At 46.3% G+C, this 26276-nt stretch carries 21 protein-coding genes; 7 read left to right on the top strand and 14 right to left on the bottom strand.

From position 1 onward, the window contains the following. Window positions 1-918 carry a LysR family transcriptional regulator gene (locus AB4138_RS09145; RefSeq protein WP_372305734.1) on the bottom strand — a complete coding sequence of 306 codons (918 nt, stop codon included), beginning with the start codon at window positions 916-918 and terminating at the stop codon, window positions 1-3. Between the two features lie 234 nt (window positions 919-1152). Here AB4138_RS09145 and AB4138_RS09140 point away from each other — a divergent pair, with 234 nt between their 5' ends. From AB4138_RS09140 to AB4138_RS09130, 3 genes are all read left to right on the top strand, one after another. Further along, window positions 1153-2847 (top strand): L-lactate permease, encoded by a 1695-nt coding sequence (locus AB4138_RS09140; RefSeq protein WP_017061561.1) that lies wholly within the window; start codon window positions 1153-1155, stop codon window positions 2845-2847. A gap of 201 nt (window positions 2848-3048) precedes the next feature. Then, the gene (lldD, locus tag AB4138_RS09135; RefSeq protein WP_372305732.1) at window positions 3049-4188 is read left to right on the top strand and encodes an FMN-dependent L-lactate dehydrogenase LldD; all 1140 of its coding nucleotides are present in this window, start codon (window positions 3049-3051) and stop codon (window positions 4186-4188) included. A 159-nt stretch (window positions 4189-4347) separates the two neighbouring features. Further along, on the top strand, window positions 4348-7203 hold the full coding sequence (locus tag AB4138_RS09130; RefSeq protein WP_372305729.1) for an FAD-binding and (Fe-S)-binding domain-containing protein: 2856 nt from the start codon (window positions 4348-4350) through the stop codon (window positions 7201-7203). Between the two features lie 134 nt (window positions 7204-7337). Here AB4138_RS09130 and AB4138_RS09125 read toward each other — a convergent pair whose 3' ends face one another. The 7 genes from AB4138_RS09125 to AB4138_RS09095 all read right to left on the bottom strand — a co-directional run bounded on the left by AB4138_RS09125 (window position 7338) and on the right by AB4138_RS09095 (window position 15309). Then, window positions 7338-7580: a hypothetical protein gene (locus AB4138_RS09125; protein ID WP_102299817.1), complete on the bottom strand. Its 243-nt coding sequence runs from the start codon at window positions 7578-7580 to the stop codon at window positions 7338-7340. A gap of 152 nt (window positions 7581-7732) precedes the next feature. Beyond that, window positions 7733-9469, bottom strand: coding sequence for an ABC transporter permease subunit (locus AB4138_RS09120; RefSeq protein ID WP_372305727.1), 1737 nt, complete (start codon window positions 9467-9469; stop codon window positions 7733-7735). 4 nt (window positions 9470-9473) lie between these two features. Next, window positions 9474-11003 (bottom strand): ABC transporter substrate-binding protein, encoded by a 1530-nt coding sequence (locus tag AB4138_RS09115; RefSeq protein ID WP_372305724.1) that lies wholly within the window; start codon window positions 11001-11003, stop codon window positions 9474-9476. 48 nt (window positions 11004-11051) lie between these two features. Then, window positions 11052-11903 (bottom strand): ABC transporter ATP-binding protein, encoded by an 852-nt coding sequence (locus AB4138_RS09110; protein WP_017065049.1) that lies wholly within the window; start codon window positions 11901-11903, stop codon window positions 11052-11054. Continuing rightward, on the bottom strand, window positions 11900-12658 hold the full coding sequence (locus AB4138_RS09105; protein WP_102321379.1) for an ATP-binding cassette domain-containing protein: 759 nt from the start codon (window positions 12656-12658) through the stop codon (window positions 11900-11902). The genes AB4138_RS09110 and AB4138_RS09105 overlap by 4 nt, the downstream gene beginning before the upstream one ends. 234 nt (window positions 12659-12892) lie before the next feature. Further along, window positions 12893-14230, bottom strand: a complete 1338-nt coding sequence (locus tag AB4138_RS09100) for an MATE family efflux transporter (protein WP_372305721.1) — start codon at window positions 14228-14230, stop codon at window positions 12893-12895. Between the two features lie 209 nt (window positions 14231-14439). Continuing rightward, the gene (locus AB4138_RS09095; protein ID WP_017061552.1) at window positions 14440-15309 is read right to left on the bottom strand and encodes a GyrI-like domain-containing protein; all 870 of its coding nucleotides are present in this window, start codon (window positions 15307-15309) and stop codon (window positions 14440-14442) included. Window positions 15310-15424: 115 nt separating this feature from the next. Between AB4138_RS09095 and AB4138_RS09090 the strand changes: the two genes are divergently transcribed. The 4 genes from AB4138_RS09090 (at window position 15425) to AB4138_RS09075 (ending at window position 18957) form a co-directional block, all read left to right on the top strand. Beyond that, window positions 15425-16573, top strand: a complete 1149-nt coding sequence (locus AB4138_RS09090) for a PLP-dependent aminotransferase family protein (protein WP_017100901.1) — start codon at window positions 15425-15427, stop codon at window positions 16571-16573. A gap of 314 nt (window positions 16574-16887) precedes the next feature. Then, window positions 16888-17877, top strand: coding sequence for a rhodanese-related sulfurtransferase (locus AB4138_RS09085; protein WP_017065056.1), 990 nt, complete (start codon window positions 16888-16890; stop codon window positions 17875-17877). Window positions 17878-18078: 201 nt separating this feature from the next. Next, window positions 18079-18336: a YdcH family protein gene (locus tag AB4138_RS09080; protein WP_009846137.1), complete on the top strand. Its 258-nt coding sequence runs from the start codon at window positions 18079-18081 to the stop codon at window positions 18334-18336. A gap of 96 nt (window positions 18337-18432) precedes the next feature. Beyond that, a complete protein-coding gene (locus AB4138_RS09075; RefSeq protein WP_372305718.1) occupies window positions 18433-18957 on the top strand; it encodes a GNAT family N-acetyltransferase in 525 nt (174 codons plus the stop codon). Here the strand turns inward: AB4138_RS09075 and manA are convergent. From manA to AB4138_RS09045, 6 genes are all read right to left on the bottom strand, one after another. Then, window positions 18954-20159, bottom strand: coding sequence for a mannose-6-phosphate isomerase, class I (manA, locus tag AB4138_RS09070; protein ID WP_372305716.1), 1206 nt, complete (start codon window positions 20157-20159; stop codon window positions 18954-18956). The two genes, AB4138_RS09075 and manA, sit on opposite strands and share 4 nt — an antisense overlap. Before the next feature lie 291 nt (window positions 20160-20450). Continuing rightward, a complete protein-coding gene (locus AB4138_RS09065; RefSeq protein WP_372305713.1) occupies window positions 20451-21791 on the bottom strand; it encodes an MFS transporter in 1341 nt (446 codons plus the stop codon). Window positions 21792-21799: 8 nt separating this feature from the next. Continuing rightward, window positions 21800-23296 (bottom strand): signal transduction histidine-protein kinase/phosphatase UhpB, encoded by a 1497-nt coding sequence (gene uhpB / locus AB4138_RS09060; RefSeq protein ID WP_017065060.1) that lies wholly within the window; start codon window positions 23294-23296, stop codon window positions 21800-21802. After that, a complete protein-coding gene (uhpA, locus tag AB4138_RS09055) occupies window positions 23296-23904 on the bottom strand; it encodes a transcriptional regulator UhpA (RefSeq protein WP_017061545.1) in 609 nt (202 codons plus the stop codon). Before uhpA ends, uhpB begins: the two co-directional genes overlap by 1 nt. A 147-nt stretch (window positions 23905-24051) precedes the next feature. Beyond that, a complete protein-coding gene (uhpT, locus tag AB4138_RS09050) occupies window positions 24052-25446 on the bottom strand; it encodes a hexose-6-phosphate:phosphate antiporter (RefSeq protein ID WP_017061544.1) in 1395 nt (464 codons plus the stop codon). 406 nt (window positions 25447-25852) lie between these two features. Next, window positions 25853-26191: a DUF1840 domain-containing protein gene (locus AB4138_RS09045; protein WP_017069673.1), complete on the bottom strand. Its 339-nt coding sequence runs from the start codon at window positions 26189-26191 to the stop codon at window positions 25853-25855. Window positions 26192-26276 lie beyond the last annotated feature (85 nt).

Below are 26276 nucleotides of genomic sequence, written 5' to 3'. Positions count from 1 at the left end.
TTAAAAATAGTGAGAAATCGTCAAGTAGCGCGTTCTGATATGTTCAATCAATAACTTAATCTTGTTTGGTGGCTGGCGAGTAAAAGGGTACACCGCATAAATTCCCAACTTTTTGCCTACCAAATCAGGGAAGATATCCACCAGCTGACCATTGCGAATGTCGTGATAAACCAGACAACGTGGTACGTACGCCACACCATGCCCACCCAGCGCCGCTTTTCTTAACGCGGTCGCATTGTCAGTCGAAAAAGAGCCCGCAACACGCACGATATATTTGTCATTGTCGGTACAGCCATCTTTACTATGCAGAAACTGCCATTCGCTAGCACCCGTTGTTTGATAGGCGTATTGCAAGCAATTGTGCTGCACTAAATCTTTAGGCAGCATCGGCTTACCGTTCTTAGCAATATAAGACGGCGAAGCGCACACCACCCATTGTGAATCCAATATATGACGAGCAATGAGGCTTGAATCTTCCAAGTAGCCGGTTCGAATCACCAAATCGAGACCATCCTCAACCAAGTCGACAAAGCGATTATTCAGAGACATATCGACCGTTAAACCTGGGTGTATATTACAAAACTCGGCCACAGCGTCTGCGAGAATCAAATCTCCGGAGATAGTAGGCACTGACATTTTGATATGACCACTGACATTTTCACCAAAGCCTGAAACTGCGTCCATAGCCTCTTGAGCTGCCTGCTTCACATTTTTGGCCCCGTGTAACATTGCCTTGCCCGCCTCAGTCAAGGTCAATTTACGCGTGGTTCGATATAATAATTGCACGCCAATCTCTTCCTCTAAACGCGCAATTCTTTTACTAACTACCGAATTTGTAAGGTTATTTTGCTCTGCCACCTTACTGAAGCTGCCTAGTTCTACCACCTGTGAAAACAGGATCAAATCGTCTGCTCGCATCTGATTATGCCAATTTTGGAATTAATTATTTTCATTATTTCCCTATATCAATAAAAAATAAAGGGGTAAATTCACGCCAAATTAACAAAACAATTACAAAAACAGTCATTCCAATTACAAGATTCGCCTAAAGAAGGTTCCCGTTTAGAGGCCAAAGCGATTCAAATAATGACAAACCATAACGTGATCTTTACTTCAAACATGAACGTTTGAAAACAGTACGAGGAAGTACCCATGAGTGAAACTCTACTAGCCCTATTGGCATTTTCACCAATAGTTGTTGCAGCGATTCTGCTGGTTGGCCTTAACTGGCCTGCAAAAAAAGCGATGCCTGTGGCATTTGCCTTAACCGTTGCTATCGCCCTACTTGCTTGGGACATGTCTGGCACTCGCGTGCTGGCTTCTGTATTCCAAGGCTTCGGCATTACAGTGTCGGTTCTCTGGATTGTGTTCGGCGCCATCTTCTTATTAAACACTTTGAAACACACCGGAGCTATCACCACCATCCGCAACGGATTCACTGATATATCCGCTGACCGTCGTGTTCAAGCAATCATCATTGCTTGGTGTTTCGGTTCATTCATTGAGGGCGCATCTGGCTTCGGCACACCAGCTGCCATCGCTGCACCACTGCTGGTTGCTATCGGCTTCCCTGCGCTGGCTGCGGTACTGATGGGCATGATGATCCAATCTACGCCAGTATCATTCGGCGCGGTTGGTACACCTATCATCGTTGGTGTGAACAAAGGATTGGACACGCACAACATCGGTGAAAGCCTGATTGCTCATGGCTCAACATGGGATGCTTATCTACAACAAATCACGTCAAGCGTTGCGCTAATTCATGCTTCTGTTGGTGTGATGATGCCTGTATTGATGGCAATGATGCTGACTCGCTTCTTCGGTAAGAACAAAAGCTGGACTGAAGGTTTAGATATCCTGCCGTTCGCACTGTTCGCAGGTGCTGCTTTCACTATTCCTTACGCACTAACAGGTGTTTTCCTAGGCGCTGAATTCCCATCACTGATTGGTGGTTTGGTTGGCCTTGCGATTGTGGTTACTGCAGCAAAACGTGGCTTCCTCGTACCAAAATCAAAATGGGATTTTGAGAGCGAAGACAAGTGGCCTGCAGAATGGCTAGGTTCTCTGAAAATCGACCTTGACGACAACAATCAAGGCCATAAGAAGATGAGCATGGCGATGGCATGGGCACCATACGTGCTGCTAGCGGTGACCTTGGTTGCGAGCCGCGTGAGCCCTGAATTCAAAGGCCTACTGAAGAGCGTTAGCCTATCGTTCAGCAACATCCTTGGTGAAACCGGTGTGAGCACTGCGATTCAGCCTCTGTATCTACCGGGCGGTATCTTGGTCTTCGTCGCGCTGGTTGCTGTTCTCATGCAATCTCGCAGCGCAACGCCACTGGCTAAAGCCTTCGGTGAATCGAGCAAGACTCTGATTGGCGCAGGCTTTGTGTTGGTGTTCACCATCCCAATGGTTCGTATCTTCATTAACTCTGGTGTGAACGGCGCAGATTTAGCAAGTATGCCCGTAACCACGGCAAACTTCGCAGCTGACCTCGTTGGTAGCGCATTCCCAGCATTGAGTGCAACGGTTGGTGCGTTAGGTGCCTTCATTGCAGGTTCGAACACAGTTTCAAACATGATGTTCAGCCAGTTCCAATTCGAAGTAGCGCAGACTCTGACTATCTCTAGTGCGGTGGTTGTTGCTCTACAAGCCGTTGGTGCAGCAGCAGGTAACATGATTGCGATTCACAACGTGGTAGCGGCATCAGCAACTGTTGGCTTGCTAGGACGCGAAGGTGCAACCCTACGTAAGACAATCATTCCAACGTTCTACTACTTGGTGATGACAGGCATCATCGGCCTAGTGGTTATCTACGGATTCAAAATGACCGACGCACTTATGTAAACCATAAGTCGTTCAAAAGCACTTGGCGTTAATACTCAATTCCCCGACAGCGACACCGTCTAATAAGACAGTTGATGAGTTCCGGGATGGATACTAGAGCACATCAACACCCATGGGTATTAACGCCATTTTCCCGAATTAAAGCAGCCCAAACCAAGCTCTCAAAGAAGAGCAACATCCCAAGAATTTAGGACTGAAATTATGATCATATCCGCATCGACTGATTACCGCGCCGCAGCAAAAGCGAAATTACCACCGTTTCTTTTCCACTACATTGATGGTGGCTCTTACGGAGAACATACCCTACGTCGCAACACGGCTGACCTAGCTGAGATTGCGCTAAAACAACGCGTACTCAACGACATGTCGGACCTAAATTTGGAAACCGAACTATTTGGCGAGAAGCTAGCGATGCCAATCGCACTGGCGCCTGTTGGTTTAACGGGTATGTACGCAAGACGCGGTGAAGTACAAGCAGCAAAAGCCGCCGACAACAAAGGCATCCCTTTTACCATGTCGACCGTGTCGGTATGTCCGATTGAAGAAGTTGCACCTAAGATTGAACGCCCAATGTGGTTCCAACTTTACGTGTTAAAAGACCGTGGCTTCATGAAGAACGTTCTTGAACGCGCTAAAGCCGCTGGCGTCACAACACTGGTCTTCACCGTGGATATGCCCGTACCCGGCGCTCGCTACCGTGACATGCACTCAGGAATGAGTGGTCCAAATGCAGCAGTACGCCGCGTATTCCAATCTATGCGTCATCCTAGCTGGGCAGTTGATGTTGGCTTGTTAGGTAAGCCACATGACCTAGGCAATATCTCAACTTATCGTGGTTCTCCTACCAAACTGGAAGACTACATCGGTTGGTTGGGCGACAACTTTGACCCATCAATTTCATGGAAAGATCTGGAGTGGATCCGTGATTTCTGGGACGGCCCTATGGTCATCAAAGGCATTCTTGATGAAGAAGATGCAAAAGACGCCGTGAGATTTGGCGCAGACGGTATCGTCGTTTCAAACCACGGCGGTCGTCAGCTTGATGGTGTTCTATCAAGCGCTAAAGCATTACCTGCAATTGCAGATGCAGTAAAAGGCGACACTAAGATTCTGGTCGACTCTGGCATTCGTACTGGCTTAGATGTAGTGCGCATGATGGCGATGGGCGCAGATTGCACCTTACTTGGCCGCTCATTCGTCTACGCGTTAGCGGCTCAAGGACAAGCAGGCGTTGAGAACCTACTCGACATGTACGACAAAGAGATGCGCGTTGCGATGACTCTAACTGGCGCCAAGACAATCAAAGACTTAACCCGTGAATCTTTGGTGGGGCTAGATTAAGTCCGTTGATTCACTGTAATGCTTTGGTCTACTTAGACCGAAGTTCAATCGGTGTCACAGCAATTCCACTGCCGTTGTGACACCGTTTAAGCACTGGAAAATAAAATAAAAAAACAAAAAAGCAAATCAGTGCCAAATAAGAAGCACAAGGAAGCAAAGATGGAGACAAACACATCCCATGAGCGAGTAATCGACGCCAAAGCTTATCAGCAGCTTGAATCGATACTGGCTCAAAGAATAGAAACAGAACGCATTGTCACGCAAGAGGCAAAGCGCTTGGCTTACGGCACCGATGCGAGTTTCTATCGCTTGGTACCGAAAATGGTTCTAAGGCTGAAAAACTTAGATGAAGTGATATTCACCATTCAAAGCTGTCGCGAACTGGGCATTCATTTTACCTTTCGCGCTGCGGGTACCAGCCTATCAGGACAAGCGGTTTCAGACTCGGTACTCATCACTCTAACCGACGACTGGCGCGGCTATGAGATTGTCGATAACGGCAATCAGATCATTCTTCAGCCCGGTGTGATTGGTGCTGATGCCAACAAATACCTCGCCCCTTTCCAACGTAAAATCGGCCCAGATCCAGCTTCAATCAATACCTGTAAAATCGGTGGCATCGCGGCGAATAACGCCAGCGGCATGTGTTGTGGTACTGCGCAAAACTCCTATCGCACCGTTGAGAGCATGAAAATCGTATTGAGTGATGGCTCCCTGCTTGATACGGCTGACAACGCAAGTATTGAGGCATTCAAGGAATCACATAAAGACCTGTTTGAAGGCATTGTCGAATTACATCAACAGACAGCGTCAAACCAAGAACTTGCAGACAGAATCCGCCACAAGTACCGCCTCAAAAACACCACTGGCTACGCTCTGAATGCCTTGGTCGATTACCACGATCCAATTGAGATCATCAAACACCTGATGATTGGCTCAGAAGGCACGCTAGGCTTCATCGCAGAGATCACCTACAACACCGTTATCGAACACCCGAACAAAGCTTCGGCTCTGTTGGTGTTTGCTGACATCGAACAAGCAAGTAAAGCCGTTACTACGCTATCAAAAACACCAGTTGCTGCCGTTGAATTGATGGATGGCAGAGCACTGCGTTCAGTGGCTGATAAACCGGGTATGCCTGCGTTTATGCCAAACCTAGATTTAGAAGCGGCGGCTATTTTGGTGGAATCACACGCCAGCTCCCAGCAGGACTTAGATTTACAATGTAAATCAATTTTGGATGCATTGGCTGATTACACGATTGTTGAATCGGTCCCTTTTACGTCCGATCCAAAGACTGTTGCAACCCTGTGGGGCATTCGAAAAGGCATGTTCCCAGCAGTTGGGGCCGTTCGTGAAGTTGGCACAACCGTTATCATCGAAGACGTGGCTTTCCCTGTTGAAAACCTGGCTAACGGTATTCGAGAGCTGCAAGAGTTGTTCGATAAATACGACTACAGCGAAGCGATCATTTTCGGCCATGCACTCGAAGGCAACCTTCATTTTGTGTTTACCCAAGGCTTCGACAGCCAAGAAGAGATCGACCGTTACGGCGGTTTCATGGATGACGTTGCCGAGCTAGTTGCAGTGAAGTATCAAGGTTCACTGAAAGCGGAACACGGCACGGGCCGAAACATGGCACCTTATGTGGAATTGGAATGGGGCAAAGATGGCTATGCCTTGATGCAACAGATCAAAGCGCTGTTTGACCCAGAAAGGCTGCTTAACCCCGGCGTTATCATCAACGACAATCCAAACTCCCACATCACAGACCTGAAGCCGATGCCTGCTGCCGATGATCTAGTCGACCGCTGTATTGAGTGTGGCTTCTGTGAACCTGTTTGCCCTTCTCGCACACTGACCTTGTCACCTCGCCAACGTATTGTGTTGTACCGAGAACTGCAACGCCGCCGAGAAGCAGGTGAAGAGATAGAAGCCAGTGAACTAGAGAAAACCTTCGAATACCAAGGCATTGATACCTGCGCGGCAACAGGCCTGTGTGCTGAGCGCTGTCCGGTAGGCATTAATACGGGTGACTTAGTGAAGAAGCTTCGTGTTGCCAAGTATGAGAAGTTCACACCAATCGCTAAGTGGACAGCGGATCATTTCTCGACCACCACGAAGCTGACCAAAGCAGGCCTCAAAACCAATCAAGTAGCGAGTAAGGTCTTGGGGGCAAACACGGTCGGTAAGCTTACCAATGGCCTGCGCTCAGTGACCAAAGGCGCGACACCGATTTGGATGCCAGAGATGCCGCAATCCAACAGTCATACACTGACCTCCTCCCCAATGACCGCAGAAAACTCAAGCAATCATAAAAAGGTGGTTTACCTGCCTTCGTGTGCCAGTCGAACCATGGGACAGCAAAGTGATGCGGGCGATCAACGTCCTCTAACTGAAGTGACCATGTCTTTGCTTAACAAAGCCGGATTTGAGGTTATTCTTCCGAAGAAGCTAGACGACCAATGTTGTGGCATGCCTTACGACAGCAAAGGGATGACCGATTTAGCCCAATCTAAAGCGCAACAACTCGAAGAAGTGTTATGGCAAGCCAGTCGTCAGGGTGAATACCCGGTACTGATGGACACCAGTCCGTGCGCCAAACGCAGTATTGAGCAGTTCACCAAGCCATTAGAGGTGCTAGAGCCGACAGGGTTTGTGAATCAATACTTGCTAGAGCACCTGACGCTTGAGCCACTGAAAGAAACCGTAATACTGCATGTCACTTGTAGCTCTCGCCGAATGGGCTTAGAAAGTGCGATGCTAAACCTCGCTAAAGCCTGTACCGAAGAAGTGATTGTTCCAGAGCATATTCAATGTTGTGGCTGGGCGGGTGACAAAGGCTTCACTACGCCAGAACTAAATGAAGCGGCAGTCCACCCACTTAAAGAACAAGTACCGAGCAACTGTACTCGTGGTTTCAGTAACAGCCGAACCTGTGAGATCGGTTTGTCGCACCACAGTGGCATTCCGTATCAATCAATCTTGTACTTGGTGGACGAAGTGGCGCAGTAGCTTCACTCATACTGCGAGCAATGTGCTCTAGTTTAAAACGAAAAATGGCAGCCCAATCAGGCTGCCATTTCTTTATTCGGCTGAAATATATTATTGAAATAAATGCTATTAAGCGAGAGCTACAGAGCCTTATGTTATTGAGCTAAGCGCATCAACTCTTCTGGCGAGTAGTGTTCTGCCTCTGCACCTTTGGCGATTAGGTCAATCACTTGGAACTCGCTCATATCCCCAAACTCTTTGGTCAAGTAATCACGAAACGCTTTCTCATTCGGCCATTTGCCTCGCACGATATAGCCCTCTTCTTTGTCAAAATCTTCCGTTTCAAAGAATGAAAAGTCAGTCATACCAATATTGTGGCAATACAAAACGAGATACATGTTGAATCCTTTACACTTAACTAGGGCCTGTTTAACTTTCGAGCCGATCAAAAAGCGTCTCTAAAAAGCAGGGCTAAGGTTACAACATAAATGCTAAATCGAATACCCAATCGGATCGTCAATTTAGAAACCTCAGCGACCGGATCTTTACGTTAGTCATCAAACATCAAGTTAATGGCTGCACCCAACAAGATCAGCCCAACAATTGGCCCCATGACTGCTAATGGCGCGCGCTCAATGTATGGAAGGTTCTCTGCGATCATCAAACCCCATTCAGGTGTTGGTGGCTTTGCCCCTAATCCGATGAAGCTCAGCGAGGTCAGACTTAGAGTGATAACCGGTAGCCTCAACATCGCGTGTCTTAACAACGGTGGCAACACATACGGAAGCAAGTAGAAACGGAAGATTCTAAGCTTACTGGTGCCCCATAGTGGCGCGAGGTGTGTATAAGGTTGAGCGTTGGCTTCTACGATCAAGCTTGAGCAGTGTGCAGCTAGCGGCGCCCACGACACCAATACAATCGCGATTAATGCGCTGTTCGGATTCATCCCCGTTAAGCCTGCAACAAGCAAGCCTGCAATGATGTATGGGATACCCTTAGTGATCTCGATAAGGCCTTGGCTAAAGCGGGTGTTGAAACCCATGATGATGCCCGTCACCAAGCTCAAGAACGTTGCCAATATGCCGGCTTGGAAGGTCGCAATCATACCAGAACCAATTCTCGCCAGTAGGTCTCGACCAATGCCATCTGCGCCCAAAGGTGCTTGCCAACTCGGTGATGCCAAGCGTGCGAATTGGCTAGTGTATGGGTCTCGGAATGCAGCCCATACAACGATAGCAATTAGGAAAGAGAAGATCGCAAAAGCAGTGACACGCTTTGCGCGGTTCTGGGTAAAACGAAACGAAGAGTGGCTACTGATGAGCTTGCCGCTTTTCAGGCTGTGGCCAAGAATCAATTGCTGAACAAACAAGCTCATGCTGCTCACGGCAATTGAAAATAGCAGCAACACCAATAAGCCGCCTTGCAGCGTTGGTAAGTCTTGCGCCTTGGCTGCACCAAGAATCATGCGCCCGATACCAGGGATCGAGAAGATAAGCTCAACCGCGACTGCGCCACCAGTTAAGCCAATCACGATCATCGCGATTTGCGGGATCAGACTGCTCAGCGCTCTTTTCAGCGCAAAGCGAATAATTTGATTGGAATGAACGTTGGCACTGAGCCAAGTGATCACCCAAGGTTCATTGAGAACGCGTTGTAAACTGTCTCTGAGTAGACGACTAAACAGGCCACTGGCAGGCAATGCAAGCGCTAAACTCGGTAGCCAGATATCTTGCCAACCTTGCCAACCATACGGTGGTAGCCAACCTAACCAGATAGAGAACACCAATATTAATACCGAGGCCACCACATACTCTGGTAACGATATTAATACGGTGCTTAAACTGCTGTAACTCTGCCCTAGTTTGCCCTTCTTCCAACTGCGTAAGGTAGCAAGTAAGCCTGCACCACACAGTACGAAAGTCATCACAAGTGCGCTAGACATCAAGAACAGAGACGTAGATGCTGTTTTTTGAATGCTTAATGCAACCGAGGAACCATCAATCCATGATTCACCTAGATCACCTGAAAAAGCACTTCCTACCCAGTCGAGCAGGCGCTCAATAGCTGAACGGTCAAGCTGAAGATCAGCGCGTACCGCCGCTAAAGCTTCAGGCGTAAGCAGGTGTTGTTGCCCCGCCCTAGCCCGCAGAATAGATTGGCTTGGATCGATGCCTGCAATGTCAGGCATCAAACCAACAAGAATCACCACCACAATCAGTGAGGCGATTCTTGATAGCCAAGGCGTCAAGATAAATAGAGTTCGACGCAGAGTCTCAGCAGATAACATTTATTTAGTTAGCCTGTGTTGCCGGGTTAACTTGTGTCGTTTTTTTGACCTGTGTAGTTTGGTCAACCAAGCGACGTTCACTTGGGTCACGAACGACATTGCTTACACGCTCACTTTCACCTTGAATCACACGTTCGTGAAGCAGCGGGATAACCGCGAAATCGTTAAGGATTTTTTGTTCAGCTTCGATGATCGCTTGGTGACGCAGCGCACCTAGCGGTTGTAGGTCAGCGTGATTCAGTGCTTTATCTACCTCTTGAGAACAGAACTGGCCAAGGTTGAATGAACCCTTACAACCAAAGTCGCTCATCATGTAAGCCACTGGGTCACCCGAATCTAGAACCGTTGCACGAGAAAGGATAAACGCGTCAAACTTACCAGATAGCGCATCGTTCTCGATCTGAGCATATTCACGAATATCCAGCTCAACCTTGAAACCAGCCGCTTCAAGTTGTTGCTTCAGTAGCGCTGCCACTTCTGGAAGCTCTGCACGGTCGGTAAAGGTACCAATAACAATGCTTTCGCCGTTCGCTTTTAGCGTTTTGTCAACTGCCTGACCTTCAGGTCGAATTGGTTCAGCCCAAGCAAGTGCAGGACCTAATAGGCCTTGTGCGATGTCCGCGTGGTTTTCATAAACAGTATTCACGATCTGCTCACGGTCTACTGCAGCTGCCGCTACCTTACGCAGTTCAATATCGCTAAATACGCCTGACTTGTTGTTCAGGTAAAGCGTATTAGTACGAGGCATTGCCACTTCGTAAAGTAGGTTCGGATCAATGGTCGCGATTTGTGAAACGGGTACCGCTTCAACGACGTCAGCCGTGCCGGTTCTCAGTGCTGCAGCACGAGCAAAACCATTAGGAACGTATTCTGCAATTACAGATTCTACTTGCGCTTTTTCGCCCCAGTAGCCGTCAAAACGTTTCAGTTTCGCGCTGGTTGTGCCGTTGATTTCAGTCAGCTCAAACGGGCCAGTACCTGCGCCAATTGGACTAACACGACCATCTTCTTGATAAGCATTTGCTGCTAGGATCGCTAATTGAGGGCTTGATAAACGGCTTGGTAGAAGAGGGTCATCAAAGCTGGTTTTAATCTCTACACGGTAGTTGTCCATCGCTTTCACTTCTAGCTCTACGCCATCTAGGATGCGCGGCTTAGGTGCTGCTTCAAGCGCTTTTTGTAGAGAGTTCACTACAGAGTTTGCCGTTAATGTCGAACCGTCATGGAATTTAACGCCTTGGCGAATCGTGAACTGCCAAGTCAGAGGATCAAGATGTTTCCAATCCGTTGCTAGCATAGGTTCTGCTTCTGAGGTTGGGCTCAGGTTAACCAGAGTTTCTGCTGTGCTCCAACGAGATAACTTAAAAGCGTCATCAGAAAGTGGCGATAAACCCGTTCTTGGTGGTTGCATCATCGCAACTCGAATTTCAGATTTTACTGCGGCATCGCTAGACCCTGGTTGAGAGTCAAAACAGCCCGTCAAAGGCAGAGCCAACGCAAGCGTGCAAGCCAGTTTGATTGAATTAAAACGCATAATTATTTTTTCTCTGTAGCTGTATTTTTTTAATAAATAAGGTTGTGTTTAACAAGTAGATTTCGAAAGAGGCTGAGACTCGATCAGCATCTGAGTCGCAGGATGAGCAGGTTTACTCATCACTTGATCGGTCGGTCCGTGCTCCACCATTTCACCATGGTCGAGTACCAGTATTTCTTCACAAAGGGCTTTTGCGGCACCTAAATCGTGAGTAACCAAAATAAGGCGCATATCGCGCTTCTTTTTTAATGAATTAACCAAGTCCAACAACCTTTGGCGATTCACTGGGTCAAGGCTGGCAGTAGGTTCATCGGCCACCAGCACTGCGGGTCTAACGACAAGAGCCCGAGCAATAGCCACACGTTGAGCTTGACCTGTAGAAAGCTGATTAGGTTTCAGTAAGAGCAAACTGGCAGGCAATCCAACGTCTGAAAGCGCCTCTTCAATGATGGCTTCATGATTACCCGAAACATCTAAGTTACTTAGAGGTTCGGCTAAGATCTGTCGAACGGTATAGTAAGGGTTGAGGCTAGTGTGGGGCTCTTGAGGCACCAATTGAATCAAGCGACACACCGTTGCTTGCGCTTTGCTATCGCGAATTGGGAGCGAATAACCGAACAAGTTTATTTGACCAACGGTTGGCGCTTTAAGGCCAAATAGCAGTTCAATTAACGTTGATTTACCGGCACCAGAACGCCCAACAATTGCTAGGCTTTTGTCTTCAACATTAAGGTCTATGTTCTGTAGCGCTTTGAACGCTTTACCACCCAACCAACTTGGTACGGAGTAGTAGTGAACACTCACATTATCGAACTTAATCTCTATCGGTGTTTGTGTTTCTGAATCAGTCACTGGCATTAATGGCGAGGCTTCTGAGTTTAGTGATAAGGTCGAGCTCATTCGATTAAGTCTCTCAATGAACAGCAGAAAGCGTGAGAGCTCGACTCAAGTGCATGTTTCGGTGCACCGTAAGCCACCACACCACCATCATCGATGACTAACAGCTTGTCACACGCCAACGCGCTATGCAGGTCATGGGTGATGAGTAAACCACCAATTTGACGCTGTTTAACATTGTGTCGAATCAGCTTAAGTATCTCTTGCTCTGTCACCGGATCTAACGCACTGGTTGGTTCATCGGCGATGATAATATCGGCGTTACTCAGCAAGCCAATCGCAATACACACACGTTGGCGTTGCCCACCCGAAATTTGGCTCGGGTACAACGGCAAGATGGTTTCTGGATTAGGAAAACCAAGTTGATTCAGCAACTCGGTAATTTGAATTTTTTCTTTTGATTTAAGCTTAGTGCGAGTTCCCGTCAAGGCAAGGCAGAGTTGACCTTCTATTGAAACCAGAGGGTTCAAAGCTTGAAGCGCATCTTGGAAGATAACTGCGGGGCGCTGTGTGGCAGTTCTTTGCAACATAGGCAAACCACATACCGCTTCACCAGACAGAGAAATATGACCTTCAACCTCGACCGTTTCTGGCAGAAAACCCGCAATCGCACGTGAAAGCATCGACTTACCAATGCCTGACGGTCCCATGATCGCCAACAGCTCACCTCGATAAACATCGAAGTGGATATCTTGGAAAAGGGTTCTCGAAGAGGTTTTGATCGTTAGGTGGTCAACAGACAAAAGTGGGGTGTTCACGCAGATACTCACATATAGATGTTATAACATAACAACTCTATCATTTAGCCGACATGATGAAAAGAGAACATTGAACTGCATCGCACTTTATTTGCTGTTTGATTGACCAATTTTCATTAGGGCGTGTTGACCCTTCGAGGTGATTTTTACCGATACAAAAAAGCACTCACTAAATTTATCGTGTAAAAATAGTAAAGCGCTTTCATAAAATATTACAGGTGGTGATTAGGTTACTTAGTTAATGGCACCATGAGCGGTATCTTCGACTGGGTAACACTTCTGCTTAACTTGTGCGATGAACGGATACAGGAACGCAATACGCCCAAGATAGAACAGAGTAAACGCAAGCCACAAACCATGATTGCCCCAAATATCGATGGTGAATGCCTGTACCGCTAAGAATACCAACAAAGTCACGATGCTTGAGTCTCTAACCGGACGCGTGGTTCCCGTTCCGGTAAAGATGCCGTAAACCGTTAAGCCAAAGCCAGCCACTAGCGGGAACACAATCAGCCACGGGGCCATCTCTTGATACAAGGTAACCAGCGCTGGAATATCGGTAAACAAGAAAACAATCATGTCTTTGAATATCAGGGTTAAAAGCGTCAGCGCAGCAATGAAACCTGCCGTCCATTGGAAGTTAAGCCTTAATACTCGATCCAACATTGAAGGATTCTTCTGTCCCACCGCTTTACCCGCAAATACACTTGATGCGTTGGCAATGCCGTCAAACATGTAACTGACTATGAAAGTCACCTGCATCAAGATCGCGTTAGCCGCTAGAACATCGGTACCCAGTTTAGAGCCAGTACGCGCCATCATGTTGAAGAACGCCAAGATACAAATGGTGCGAAGCAATAGATCAGTATTCGAAGAGATGATTGTCGATAGGTCTTTCTTGGTCATCTTCGAGCCTTGCAGGAACTCAGAGACCGAGATATTGCTGGTCTTCATCACCAAGGTCACACCAATCGCAAAGGTGGTAACTTGTGCAATCAAACTTGCGTAAGCCACACCTGCGACACCCAAATCGAAATAAAGTACAAACACCGCATCCAAGACAATGTTCAACACATTACCAAACACTTGTGTATAAAGAACGTCTTTGGCTTTCGCCTGTCCCATTAACCAACCAATAATGGTGTAGTTAAGCAACACGAAAGGCGCGCCATAAACCAAAATACTGAAGTAGATATGCGCGTGCTCGGCTACATTGGCTTCAGGCTCTATCACCCACATTGCGCCTTGCCAGATGAGTGGTTGTATCAAGATAAAGATCAAACCCACTAAACCAGACAGCACAAACGGACGCATCAAGCTACCCGCCAAATCAGTGCGGTTTCCCTTACCCAGTGCCATCGCACTTTGGCCCGTGGTACTGACACGGAAAAAACCAAACAACCAATACATGGTGTTCATAATGATGGTGCCGATCGCTACGCCACCAATCAATTCAGCAATACCAAGTTGGCCAATAACAGCGGTATCCACAGCACCTAACAGAGGTTGTGTCACCGTTGAGATGATGAAAGGGAAAGCGATTTTCAGATAATCTTTGTGGGTAATGGTCATATTCTATCGAGTGATATTAAGAACTATTTGCAATTAGAACGAAATGCTATCGTTTAATCCGTACGTTGTCATCATTTACTTAGAGTAGATTATCAACAAAGCATCTTTATCTTAGGCCAACTGCATAAAATCGTTAGCTGCTATTGGTTGTGCTAATTTGTCTCAACAAAAGATCAAAGTCTGGTTCAACAAAACAGCACAACCATCGATTAGTAAAAGCTCACGGGAAGGTAGAAATCGAGTTCGAACACTTCATCGGTGTTGAGAAAATGATTCTGATGATAATGCACATACGCGGGAGTCGAGCGCTGTTTGAAACCAGATGTGGGTAGCCACTTTTCTAACACCATACTGATCTGTGGTAGCAGTTCTCCATAGCGGCCATTTAGTCGAAACACAGCGTGTAAGCCGCCCGGAATCACCATCTGATTAACTACGCTACGATACTTAATCGGCTCATCAATCGCGATACACGCGACATAACGACACTGATCCATTTCAACCCAAGCAGGATTTGAGTGATGCAAACCAAATTGGCTCGAAAAATCACGCTGTTCGGAATTCGCCCACGCTTTCAATATCAACCACGCATTGCGAATAGAGCGGTTATAACCCGTATGTCGAACATAGGCCGCCATGCGTTCAGGCACTTCAACGATCTTGGGTTCGGGCAATACTCGCTGCGCCACATTCAAATAGCCCGCCGCCACTTCGGGATCTTTCAAATAGGGTTTTTCTGCTACTTGTAAATCGTGTTTACGCCACTCGCCCGGAGACATATTAAAGGTAGCTTTAAATGCTCGACTAAACGAAGACACCGAGCTAAAGCCACATTTATGGGCGATCTCGACCACTGACGAGCTGGTATCAAACATCAATTGGTTGGCTGCATACTCCATTCGAGTGCGTCGGATATATTGATGCAACGACTCCCCGACCACGCTTTTAAAGGTGCGATGAAAGTGCTGTTCTGAATAGGCCGCTATCTCAGATAACTCTTTGGCAGACAAAGGCTGACTGATGTCTTGGTGAATATGGAACAGGACATCATTGATTCGCGATATGTGTTGACGTGACATCGTTTAAATAGCATAAATGGACATGTTTAAGAGCATAAACGGACACGCTAGTTTTTACAATTGCCGTGTAATATCAAGCGATAGAATAAAAACGATAAACGACGAGACACAACACATGGAAATCGCACAGTCATTACAACAGATTCAATCTTCATACATTCGGGAGATCCTCGCAGCCGCAAGTGATCCAAATGTCATCTCATTGGCCGGTGGTTTACCGGACGAGAAAACATTCCCTATCGATTTAATGAAGCCAACGCTAGAAAACCTAGCGAACATGCCTGAAGTTTTCCAATACGGTTCTACTGCCGGTTACGGCCCGTTGCTTGACCACCTAACACAAAGCTACCAATTGCCAGAATCACACACGGCAATGATTTGTACTGGCTCTCAGCAAGGTTTGGATTTGATTGCGCGTGCGTATGTCGACCCAGGTGATGTGGTTGTGATGGAAGCGCCAAGCTACTTAGGTGCGATGCAGGTGTTTGGCCTAGTTCAAGCAAACATTGCGACCGTGTCTCAAACTGAATTTGGCCCGAACCTAGATGAACTGGAAACGTGCTTTGCACAGCAATCACCGAAGATGTTCTATGCCGTGCCTGATTTCCACAACCCAACCGGCGTGTGCTGGGCAACAGAAACTCGTCAAAAAGTCGCTGAGCTGTGTATCAAATACAACGTGGCATTCATTGAAGATGCACCATATCGTGAGCTGCGTTTCACAGGTACAGAACTGCCGTTGGTTTCTTCGTTCTGCCCTGATAACTCTATCGTTCTTCGTTCATTCTCTAAGATTGCATCGCCAGGTCTACGTATTGGCGCGGTAACAGGTAAACGCAGCTACCTTGAACCACTGATCAAAGTGAAGCAAGGCGCTGACTTACACTCAAGTGTACCCATGCAAGCACTGCTTGTTGGTCTTCTAAAACATGAAGACTTTGGCGTACACATGGAGAACATTCGCACCCTGTACAAGTCTCGTTATGAAGTGCTGTTCTCAGAGCTAGAGAAACAACTGCCTGCAGATTGCGTGTTAAAAGCCGTCGATGGCGGGATGTTCATTTGGGTTGAGATCCCAGAGTGCGACACCTTCGAATTGGCTAAAACTCTATTATCGAATGGTGTGGCGGTTGTACCAAGCCCAGTATTTTATCCAAAGGCCGATGAAGCAAAAGCCGCACTGCGCTTAAACTTCACTAACGCCAACCCAGAAGAATTAACAGAAGCGGTGAAACGCTTAGCGGAAGTACTTAACCAAGCGTAATCGCTGATTAAGTCAGACAGATTCAATACCAAGGCCCTGATGTATTTTTACAGCAGGGCCTTTTTGGTTTGGGAATACGTGTTGTAATTCGAACCAGATAAAACGGTTTCATTGCATTTCTTAGTCCAAAAGCCACACTAATAACAATGCTAAATAGCCCTATTTTTGGTTGGTTTTTGTCCTTCCTTGGCTTGGTTATACTGCGGCGGATTTTAATAAGCCAATATGGGCAAACCTGAGTAAATCAAACTCAGTATGTATCATAAAAGGCAACCGCTCTGGATTTACGTTCCAGCTCGCAGAAAGGAAAAACCATGTCTCAATATGTTGTATGTGCTCTGTATAAATTCGTAGCACTTGATGATTACCAAGAAATTCGCCAGCCACTCACTGACGTGTTAGAAGCCAACCAAATCCGCGGTACTTTGTTACTTGCGAGTGAAGGTATCAACGGTACCGTTGCAGGTAAGCGCGAATCGATCGACGCCCTTCTTCAATGGTTCAAACAAGATTCTCGCTTGGCTGATGTTGTTTACAAAGAGTCGTTCAACGAAGAACAACCATTCAATCGCACCAAGGTTAAGCTTAAGAAAGAGATCGTAACCATGGGCGTTGAGGGCATCGACCCACGCCATGTTGTTGGCACTTACGTGAAACCAAACGAGTGGAACGCATTGATCTCTGATCCTGATGTGATTCTGGTTGATACTCGTAACGACTACGAAGTGGACATCGGCACCTTCAAAAATGCCGTAAACCCAAACACAGAAACCTTCCGTGAGTTCCCTCAGTACGTTGAAGACAACCTTGATCCTAAGAAACACAAGAAAGTCGCGATGTTCTGTACTGGCGGTATTCGTTGCGAAAAATCAACAGCCTACATGAAAGAGCAAGGCTTTGATGAGGTTTATCACCTTGAAGGCGGCATTCTTAAGTACCTAGAGGAAGTACCAGAAGAAGAGAGTATGTGGGAAGGCGACTGCTACGTATTTGATGGTCGAGTTGCAGTAAACCACCAGCTAGAAAAGAGCGGTTACGATGTGTGTAACGCGTGTCGCCTGCCAATCACTGACGAAGACAAAGCCTCTAAACACTTCGAGAAAGGCGTAAGCTGCCCTAAGTGTATTGATAAGCACAGCGACGAGCAGAAAGCCCGTTTCCGTGAACGTGAAAAGCAAGTTCAACTGTCGAATGCTCGTGGCGAAACCCACGTAGGCGGCGAAGCTGCTCACCTTATCGAGCAACGCAAAAAAGAGAAGCTTGCACACAAAGAGCAGCAACGCTCTGGTAAGAAAGCAAAGTAAACTTTCTGCTTTAAACTCTTATAGTTCTAAACATATAACTATAAATAGTTAGCTATATACATACAAAAGGGCGCAATTTCGAGGATAATCCCACGAGTTTGCGCCCTTTTTTGATCGCTTTACGGCTTTGTGTTTTGAACCACATTTCTTTCGAAAAATTACTTCTATACTGTTAATAATTCGACTAGAGAGGAAGTGCCAATGCTCAATGAAAACCATGCCTTTATCTTAGATTTCCCAGATCTTAAATTAGACATTGTTCAGCTCAACCACGACGACGAAAAATTCAAAGCAGACATGCAGAAATACCACCAACTCGACTACGACATCCGTCAGCTAGAAATCTCTGGCAGCCCTATCGATGACGACAGCATGCACAACCTCAAAGTAGAACGCATGGAGCTAAAAGACTCGCTACACAAACAGCTCACACGCCATCACGCGCTTAAGATCGTATAGAAAAATCAATCCAAGACTTTATTCTTAGCCATGCATCACGCATGGCTTTTTGGTTTCATCACTTCGCAAATCTAAGCTAATTCGGCTTCTTCAATTATGTTACTGTTTGCTTATTCAAAGGCGTTTGATAAGGAAGCGGTAAAAGTGGCAATGAAAGAAGAGAACATACAACTCCAACTCGCTTCAAATTCTGAATTCGATGAACTGTTTGCGTGTGTTAAACAAGGTATCTTCATACACGTAGATAGCGTTTTCGGCTGGGATGACGACTTTCAACGTCAACGACTTTTAAACGAATACCATCCATCTTGGTTTCATTGGGTATATCGCGAAAATAAAAGAGTGGGGCTCGCCTGCTTTAAACCTTATGACAACGCATACCATATTCATTTGCTGATCATTTTCCCCCAGTACCAAGGTCGTTCGCTTGGCAAGCAAGTCATGACTCTCATACATAAGAGAGCCATGGAAGAGCAACTTAGTCAAGTCACTCTATCGAGTTTTAAAAGTAATGCTCGTGCTATTAACTTTTATCAATCGCTTGGCTATCACGTTGTTGATGAAGGAGATGATGATTTTGTGGGGATGGAGCTCAATCTATACCACAAACACCATCTCTAATTAAACGCCCTAGCCACTCGGCCATTACTGCTCAATTCGTAATGACCAATATAAGCCGGGATAAATACCGATTGCCCTTTCGTAAGGGTTAAGTGCTCACCTCTTTGGCTCACTAGCGTTAAATCATCATCTATTGCCATCAAAATTTCAGCACCGCTTGTGATCACTTCTTCTTGCTTTGGGCGATGAAAAATATTGAAATCAAAGTCACTAACTGGGATATCATAGCGATCACATTGACCTAACTTTGAAGGTGCTAACAACAAGCGTTCGAACGGGATTGGTGTAAACTCTGTGCAGGCAACCAACTCAGCGACATCAATGTGTTTTGGCGTTAAGCCAGCTCGCAGCACATTGTCTGAATTGGCCATAATCTCGAGCCCAGTCCCCTTGATGTATGCGTGCGGAGTGTTTGCATTCAAATACATCGCTTCACCCGGCCGTAGTGTGATCAAGTTAAGCAGCAGAACGCAAAACAAACCGATATCATTCGGGTACTGGTGGCTAAGCTCAGTAACCAAAGCAAACTCAGATTGACCTTGGTGAGCGGCTGCGTAAGCCAGAAGTTGCTCTAATGCTCGGTGTTTACGTTGGTCGTCCAGAGTTAATAAATCACGGAAAAACGCCTCTAAACCTAGAGAATCAAGGTGGTTGCCAAACTCTTCAACTAAACCAGCCAGCTCGCTCGAATTCAACTTTCTGAACAACCCTAATATTTCATCGAATTCTCGAAAGCCATTCATTGCTTGATATTCAGTGATCGCGTAAACCAATTCAGGTTTGTGGTTAGAGTCTTTGTAATTACGATGTCCTGCAGTCAGAGGGATTCCTGCTTGCTCCTCTCTTGCAAAGCCAACCTCTGCTTGGCGCTTGTTTGGGTGAACCTGAACAGACAACGCTTTTTCTGCTGCCAAGATCTTAAACAAGAACGGCAGCTCACCAAACTCCTGCGCAATATCGCTTGATAGATAGACCGGTTTATTCTTGTTAATCAGCTCAGAGAGAGGCACCAAGTGCTGGTCAAGCTTAACCATTGAGCAACCTTTTGGATGCGCTCCCATCCAAACTTCCGCTTGCGGCTCTTGTGACTCATTCTGAAAGCCAAACAGTTCACGTATCGAAGAAATGCTCCCCCATGCATAATTTTGGATGGTGTTTTCCATTGGGAAAAATGAGTGTTCTGAGAGGTGGCTGAGTGACATGGCGTTTTCCGTAGTGAGCCCTTTGAACACAATTCAGAGAGCTGATTTCTAATAACGTAAATAATTAGAAAGACTACAGAGCTCGGCTAGAACCCACATGAGATGAGGTCTTAGACGCAATAGGAAAAATTCTTAGAAACAGGTGAGACCGATGAAAAGCGTGAAAATAGTCACATTTGAATATCACGAGTAGAAAGCGCTGAGAATAAGATAGCGGCTTGTATCGCACTGATTACAGCAGCGATACAAGCATCTGAATACAAACACTAGTGACTATCTTGTTATCGTTCCTTAAAAACCAGAGCGAGCTTCTGCACTTTTCTGAGGTGATTGAGCTTGTAGGAAAGGCAGTAACAGCAAGCCAATAACGGCCGCACAAGTAGAGATGGTAATGAAGAACCCACTCCAACCGTAAGTTTCTAGAACGAGCGCTAATGGGTAACCAGAGAGTGCAGCGCCCATGTAAGCAAACAAGCCAACAAAACCTGTCGCCGCCCCGGCAGAATCTTTATGTGAACATTCCGCCGCCGCCATACCAATAAGCATTTGAGGGCCAAAAACAAAAAAGCCAACGCAGAATAGCCCAGCCGCTTGAAACACAAAGTTGGTTAAAGGCATGAGCCATAAAGCCGAAACAGAAAGGAATATGCCAATCGCAAACAGGATGTTCATCGGGCCACGGTTACCACCAAACAACCTATCTGATCCCCATCCAGCCACAAGTGAGCCAACAAAGCCACCGATCTCAAACAGAGACAAGGCAGCGTTGGCGTTTATCAAACTGTAATCGTGTTCTTCGGTGAGGTATAAATTGCCCCAGTCGTTAACTGCCGTTCTTACGATGTAAACCAACACATAGCTAAAAGCGAGCAACCAAATGTACTTATTGCTGAACACATAGATTTTTAGGATTTCTCGATAGCTTAACCCTTGCCCATGGCTCTCTTGCGCTAATTCTAGATGGTCACTGCGCCACTTCCCTACCGTCGGAAGTCCCATGGTGGTGGGCTTGTCACGTAAGCGCCAGCAGACAATAAGACCGATAAAAACACCAATCACACCCGGCCAGATAAACCCAGCTCGCCAACTGAACTGCAGCGTTAGATAACCCACAAGAATAGGGATAAGCGCTCCACCAACGTTGTGCGCTGTATTCCAGATTGCCCAGCGAAAGCCTCTTTCGGAGCGAGAATACCAAGTCGTCAATAACTTGGAACACGATGGCCAGCCCCAACCTTGGAACCATGCATTCAGTACCCATAGCGAGATAAAAGCCGCTAACGAACTCGAAAAGCCAAACGCGATGTTTATCAGACCAGTCGCGATTAGGCCAAGCCCCATGAAGTAACGAGGGTTCGACCGATCCGATATCGTGCCTGAGATAAATTTCGATAAGCCATAAGAAAGATAAAAGAGCGTGCCAATTAAGCCGATATCGCCTTTGTCCAAACCTAGATCGGTGATCATTGCAGGCGCGGCGTAATTAAAGGTTTTACGAGTGAAGTAAAAACCCGCATAGCCGACATACATTCCTATCATGATGTGAAGGCGCCAATAGCGATAACTCTGATTGACCTCATCATCAGTTAGAGCATCACTCTCTGACGTTGTTGAGCGCAGAAATCCAAACATATTCGTTCTCACACTTTAGGTAATGTAACGCTGATATTGGTACCCGAAGATGAGCCATTAGCGTTGATTGTCATCTTGCCGCCGAGCGCCTGAACACGCTCTTGCATACCGCGAACACCCATTCCTTTGAGAAGATCTTGCGCTGTAAAACCAATGCCATTATCTGATATCTGAAGATAAGCCTGGTCACCTAAAAGCAGTTCAATTCTGATTTCGCTCGCGTTGGCGTATTTAGAGGCATTGTTTAGAGATTCTTGGCACAGCCTGAAGATAGTGACCTTAAGCGTGTCACTCAAACACGAGTAATCACCTTGCCAATTTAACTGAATATCAACGCCGTGATCCGAAAACTCCATCTCTCGAATAAGCTGTTCCACGGAATCTTTTAGGTCCAGATCGTCCAGCATCTTAGGTCTTAATTTTGTAAGTAGACGTTTGGTGGTGTCATAAACATTCAAAGATAATGATTCAATGGTACCCGCACAGCGAACGCTCATCTCAGCCGCGTCGACACGTTTAATAATGCTTGCCTGAGTACGAATTGCCGTGATGTTTTGGCCGATTTCATCATGCAGTTCACGCGCAATATCACGACGAACCGACTCTTCAGCGGTAACTAACTGACGTGAAAGGTTTTGATTTCTGGAGAGTTCACTTCGCAATTTGGAGTTGAGATCTTTCTGCTTTTGAACCGCTAAACCAAGCAGTATACCTGTGATGGTTTGAGCAGATAGAGACAAGAGTAAGTCGGTAATTTCGAGTTTGGATGTTCCGCTGTGGGCTGCAATCAACGCGACACTATTTAACATTGTTGCAAGCAGAGCACCTTGCCATCCATAACGAACGGCGAGCAAGATAATAGGGATCGCCATACAGAACGGGGCAAAGCGCCTTAGCTCATCAGGCAAACTGGTTTGTATCAAAATACTGGCGACCAACAACACGCTATATAAAGCAATATGACGGATTTTGAACTCAACGACATTATTGATTAAGTAAGAGCTCAATGGTGCCCACTTGTTTTGGAATAGATAGTTCCAGACCAGATAACACATCGGCACCAGCATCAGTCCGCCAGTAATACTCACCAACCACACCATGTAAACAGCAGAAACATGAGAACCCACCACGGCAACGTTAATAAATGCTGTGACCATGATTAAGCTCGCCATCACTAACAAGTGACGATTCTGGTCACCAGAATAATAACGCTTGGCAATTAGCGTGGCAGGAATACTCAATCCACTGGCGATGAGTATCGTCAGCCATTGGGGTTCATCAAGCAGCAGAGCTAAAGCGATCGCAAGTCCCCACTCTGCAATATAGATGGCAGGCCAATAGTGGGTACGAGTGTGCAGCGTCATTCCCAGTCGAAGTGAAAACGGGAAAAGCAGAATGGCTAACTCAGGGTCATTAATGAAATAGAAGGCAATAACCCATAAACAGAACCATGCACAGCCAGCCATAAAAACCCCACACAGGGAGGTGGCTAGGTAAGAACGCATTAGTACTGGTCTTGTGTAAACAGTTTCGCTAACTCGACATTATTCTTAACATTGAGTTTGTCCATGGCATTGGCACGGTGTACATGCACCGTTTTATGGCTAACCCCTAGCTCTACGGCAATAGATTTTACATCGAGCCCTGTCGCCAATAACTGACACACTTCGCTTTCTCTGCGGGTGAGCTGATTTAAAGAGGCTTTATTCTTCATGGGCGTCGCAAGCTTTATGGCGATATCGGGCGTGAGATAACAGCCACCATTTGCGCTCGTGTGTACGGCTTGGATTAACTCATCAGGGCTACAGCGCTTGCTGAGATAACCTTTGGCTCCTAACTCTAATGACTTCTCAACCATCGCCGGAGAGTCATGTACGCTCAGCATGATACTGGCAATGCCTGATGGAATCTCTTCCAATAAGCTCAGGCCACTTTCGTCTTGCATTGAGATATCTAAGATCACGACATCAGGGTGACAACTTGGCAATCCTAGGCGCGCTTCTGCCGCAGAGTTGAATTCCCCCACGACCGTAATATCAGCTTCAAGACTGAGTAATTGAGCAAAGCCAGATCGAACAATGACGTGGTCATCAACAAGCGCAACATTAATCATGATATTAACCAAAATTAAGAGTAAGAAAGAAAAATAGCCCCAACAGGAGCTATCTAAAATTAAGTTTATTAATAGAGATGATACTGAATCGAACTAACGATTGGTATGATCTCACGTGCTTTAAACCAATAAAGCACGTGAGACTCGCTACGCGTTTTGAGACGCTAAGTGTATTTTCTTAGCGTGGCGAATCTTCTTCTCTTCCGCAACCGCAACGAATAGCAGTAACACGATACAAATGGCAGCTGACGTATCAAGCGCTGCGAACGTGCCTTTCCAACCCGTTAAGCCAAAAATAGGTGTGCCGTCTGCAATCATACCTAGGCCAAGTTTGGCAAAGCTGTCACCAATTAAGTAAGCAAATGTACCTTTCACGCCATCCGCAACGCTGATTGCTTTCTTAGGCACGAAACCTACTGCAGCAACACCAATCAGCAACTGAGGACCAAATACTAGGAAACCAAGCACAAACAATGATGCTAGGTACATGAACTCACTGGTTGCATGCTGGTAGAACTCTAGCGAAACGATAATCAGGCCAAGCGATACACAAGCAACCAAAGCACGGCGTCCGTTCGCAAGGTCTGACAGATAACCCCACATTAACGTACCGACCAGTGCACCAACCTCAAACAGAGTGAAGCCTGAAATCGCGGTTTCTTTTGATAGACCTAGCTCTTGATACGCATAAACGGTAGACCATTGATCGATACCGATACGAACAATGTATAAGAAGATATTCGCGAAGCAGAGCAACCAGATCACTTTGTTTTTCAGGATGTATTCAACAAAGATCTCTTTCTTAGTCATTTGATTTTCTTCAGCAGCCGTATCTTCTTCGCTGACTTCTTCATCAAACAACTCTTCAACCGTACCTAGACCATAGGCTTCTGGAGAGTCATTACCAAAGCGCATACCAATAAAGCCAACCACAATCGCAATGATTGATGGGAACACGAACATACCGATCACGTTGCCATCAAAAAGGTAGTTAGCACCGAACAGAGCAACACCAGCGGCACCTGCGCCACCCACGTTGTGCGACATATTCCAAAGGCCTAAATAAGAACCACGCTTGTTACGAGGCGTCCATTTAGTGATGGTCGAGTAGCTTGAAGGACCGCCGGTACTTTGGAAGAAACCACTCAACGCATAGAAGGCAACCATCAAGAATAAGCTCGCGCTGCCGCCGCCCATACTGAAGCTGAAGCCCAACATGGCAATACCAGAAAGGACAAGCATGAATGGCAGGAACTGCTTGGTGTTTTTACCATCGGCATAATAGGAAACGACGGTTTTACCGATACCGTAAGTGATAGAGAAACCCAGACCGATAAGACCTAGATCCGTCATCGATAATCCATAAGTAGAAATCATGTCGTTTTGCGCGACATTGAAGTTCTTACGGATCAAATACATGGTTAGATAACCAATGAACACGACGAGGTAAGATTGTAGGAATGGTTTAAACCACATTTTTCTTCTAGTTTCGACCGGAAGATCCAGCGTCGGTTTTCGAACCTGATCTAGGAACTTTAACATTGTGAACTCTCTTATTTTTTGTGAGGTCTGCACGGCATAATTGCGGCCATACATTGTTTGTTAGTTGACCGTGAAATAATAAGGAGTCTAAAAATCGACCGCATGAGAGAGGGTCTTAGAATAACTAGGAAAAATTCTTAGTTCAGAATTGGGAGTCAAGAAAGCGTGAACAGCATCACTTTGTTTACGGTCTGTTATGGATTGATATTACGATAACAAAAGTCACTCATTTCAGGGCTGACGAACCTTGTAAATAAACAGAAACGAGTGGATTACTTCACTAAAAAAACACCAGTATCGGTTCATCACCATAAAACTCCATGGTCATGGTGTGTCCGATACTGGTTCAGCATTCATTCTGATTAAAATAGATTCAATAGGCTTGTTACGTTTCGCGTGAATCGTACTACAGTCGCTTGCCGCTACCGTCTTCCCACATTACTTCACATTCATCTTTGATGGCAGCTTTTAATAATTCAACCAGTGGGAACGCTCGACTACCGATATTAACAGGCGCTTCAACCACCTCTTCTTCATTGTCGTCATCAGTATTTTCATGCTCTACGGACTTGCTCTGCTCTGCTGCAATAGCAGCACGTAGATTCTCCAGAGCTTGAGGAACCTCTGAAGCATCCATAGCACCTGGGATGGAGCCGCTATGCCCAAGCATCTTGATGAACTGGAGGCCGACTTCACCAAACATCGTGACACTAGCATGAGCTTTACAACTAAAGGTAATTAACATAATGAGCCTTTCTTAATTTTGGTCGTTTACAAACTATGTGGAGTAACTCTCTGGAAAGCAAGTAGATAAAGATCAAACAACGGTT

The organism is Vibrio sp. 10N.286.52.C3, assembly GCF_041468865.1.
GTDB lineage: Bacteria > Pseudomonadota > Gammaproteobacteria > Enterobacterales > Vibrionaceae > Vibrio > Vibrio crassostreae_C.
This window is presented reverse-complemented; position numbering and strand designations above follow the sequence as displayed.

Excerpts from the sequence above, each read along its gene's own strand:
- AB4138_RS09145 (WP_372305734.1), bottom strand. The coding sequence starts at position 918 with ATGCGAGCAGACGATTTGATCCTGTTTTCACAGGTGGTAGAACTAGGC.
- AB4138_RS09140 (WP_017061561.1), top strand. The coding sequence starts at position 1,153 with ATGAGTGAAACTCTACTAGCCCTATTGGCATTTTCACCAATAGTTGTT.
- lldD (WP_372305732.1), top strand. The coding sequence starts at position 3,049 with ATGATCATATCCGCATCGACTGATTACCGCGCCGCAGCAAAAGCGAAA.
- AB4138_RS09130 (WP_372305729.1), top strand. The coding sequence starts at position 4,348 with ATGGAGACAAACACATCCCATGAGCGAGTAATCGACGCCAAAGCTTAT.
- AB4138_RS09125 (WP_102299817.1), bottom strand. The coding sequence starts at position 7,580 with ATGTATCTCGTTTTGTATTGCCACAATATTGGTATGACTGACTTTTCA.
- AB4138_RS09120 (WP_372305727.1), bottom strand. The coding sequence starts at position 9,469 with ATGTTATCTGCTGAGACTCTGCGTCGAACTCTATTTATCTTGACGCCT.
- AB4138_RS09115 (WP_372305724.1), bottom strand. The coding sequence starts at position 11,003 with ATGCGTTTTAATTCAATCAAACTGGCTTGCACGCTTGCGTTGGCTCTG.
- AB4138_RS09110 (WP_017065049.1), bottom strand. The coding sequence starts at position 11,903 with ATGAGCTCGACCTTATCACTAAACTCAGAAGCCTCGCCATTAATGCCA.
- AB4138_RS09100 (WP_372305721.1), bottom strand. The coding sequence starts at position 14,230 with ATGACCATTACCCACAAAGATTATCTGAAAATCGCTTTCCCTTTCATC.
- AB4138_RS09095 (WP_017061552.1), bottom strand. The coding sequence starts at position 15,309 with ATGTCACGTCAACACATATCGCGAATCAATGATGTCCTGTTCCATATT.
- AB4138_RS09090 (WP_017100901.1), top strand. The coding sequence starts at position 15,425 with ATGGAAATCGCACAGTCATTACAACAGATTCAATCTTCATACATTCGG.
- AB4138_RS09085 (WP_017065056.1), top strand. The coding sequence starts at position 16,888 with ATGTCTCAATATGTTGTATGTGCTCTGTATAAATTCGTAGCACTTGAT.
- AB4138_RS09080 (WP_009846137.1), top strand. The coding sequence starts at position 18,079 with ATGCTCAATGAAAACCATGCCTTTATCTTAGATTTCCCAGATCTTAAA.
- AB4138_RS09075 (WP_372305718.1), top strand. The coding sequence starts at position 18,433 with ATGTTACTGTTTGCTTATTCAAAGGCGTTTGATAAGGAAGCGGTAAAA.
- manA (WP_372305716.1), bottom strand. The coding sequence starts at position 20,159 with ATGTCACTCAGCCACCTCTCAGAACACTCATTTTTCCCAATGGAAAAC.
- AB4138_RS09065 (WP_372305713.1), bottom strand. The coding sequence starts at position 21,791 with ATGTTTGGATTTCTGCGCTCAACAACGTCAGAGAGTGATGCTCTAACT.
- uhpB (WP_017065060.1), bottom strand. The coding sequence starts at position 23,296 with ATGCGTTCTTACCTAGCCACCTCCCTGTGTGGGGTTTTTATGGCTGGC.
- uhpA (WP_017061545.1), bottom strand. The coding sequence starts at position 23,904 with ATGATTAATGTTGCGCTTGTTGATGACCACGTCATTGTTCGATCTGGC.
- uhpT (WP_017061544.1), bottom strand. The coding sequence starts at position 25,446 with ATGTTAAAGTTCCTAGATCAGGTTCGAAAACCGACGCTGGATCTTCCG.
- AB4138_RS09045 (WP_017069673.1), bottom strand. The coding sequence starts at position 26,191 with ATGTTAATTACCTTTAGTTGTAAAGCTCATGCTAGTGTCACGATGTTT.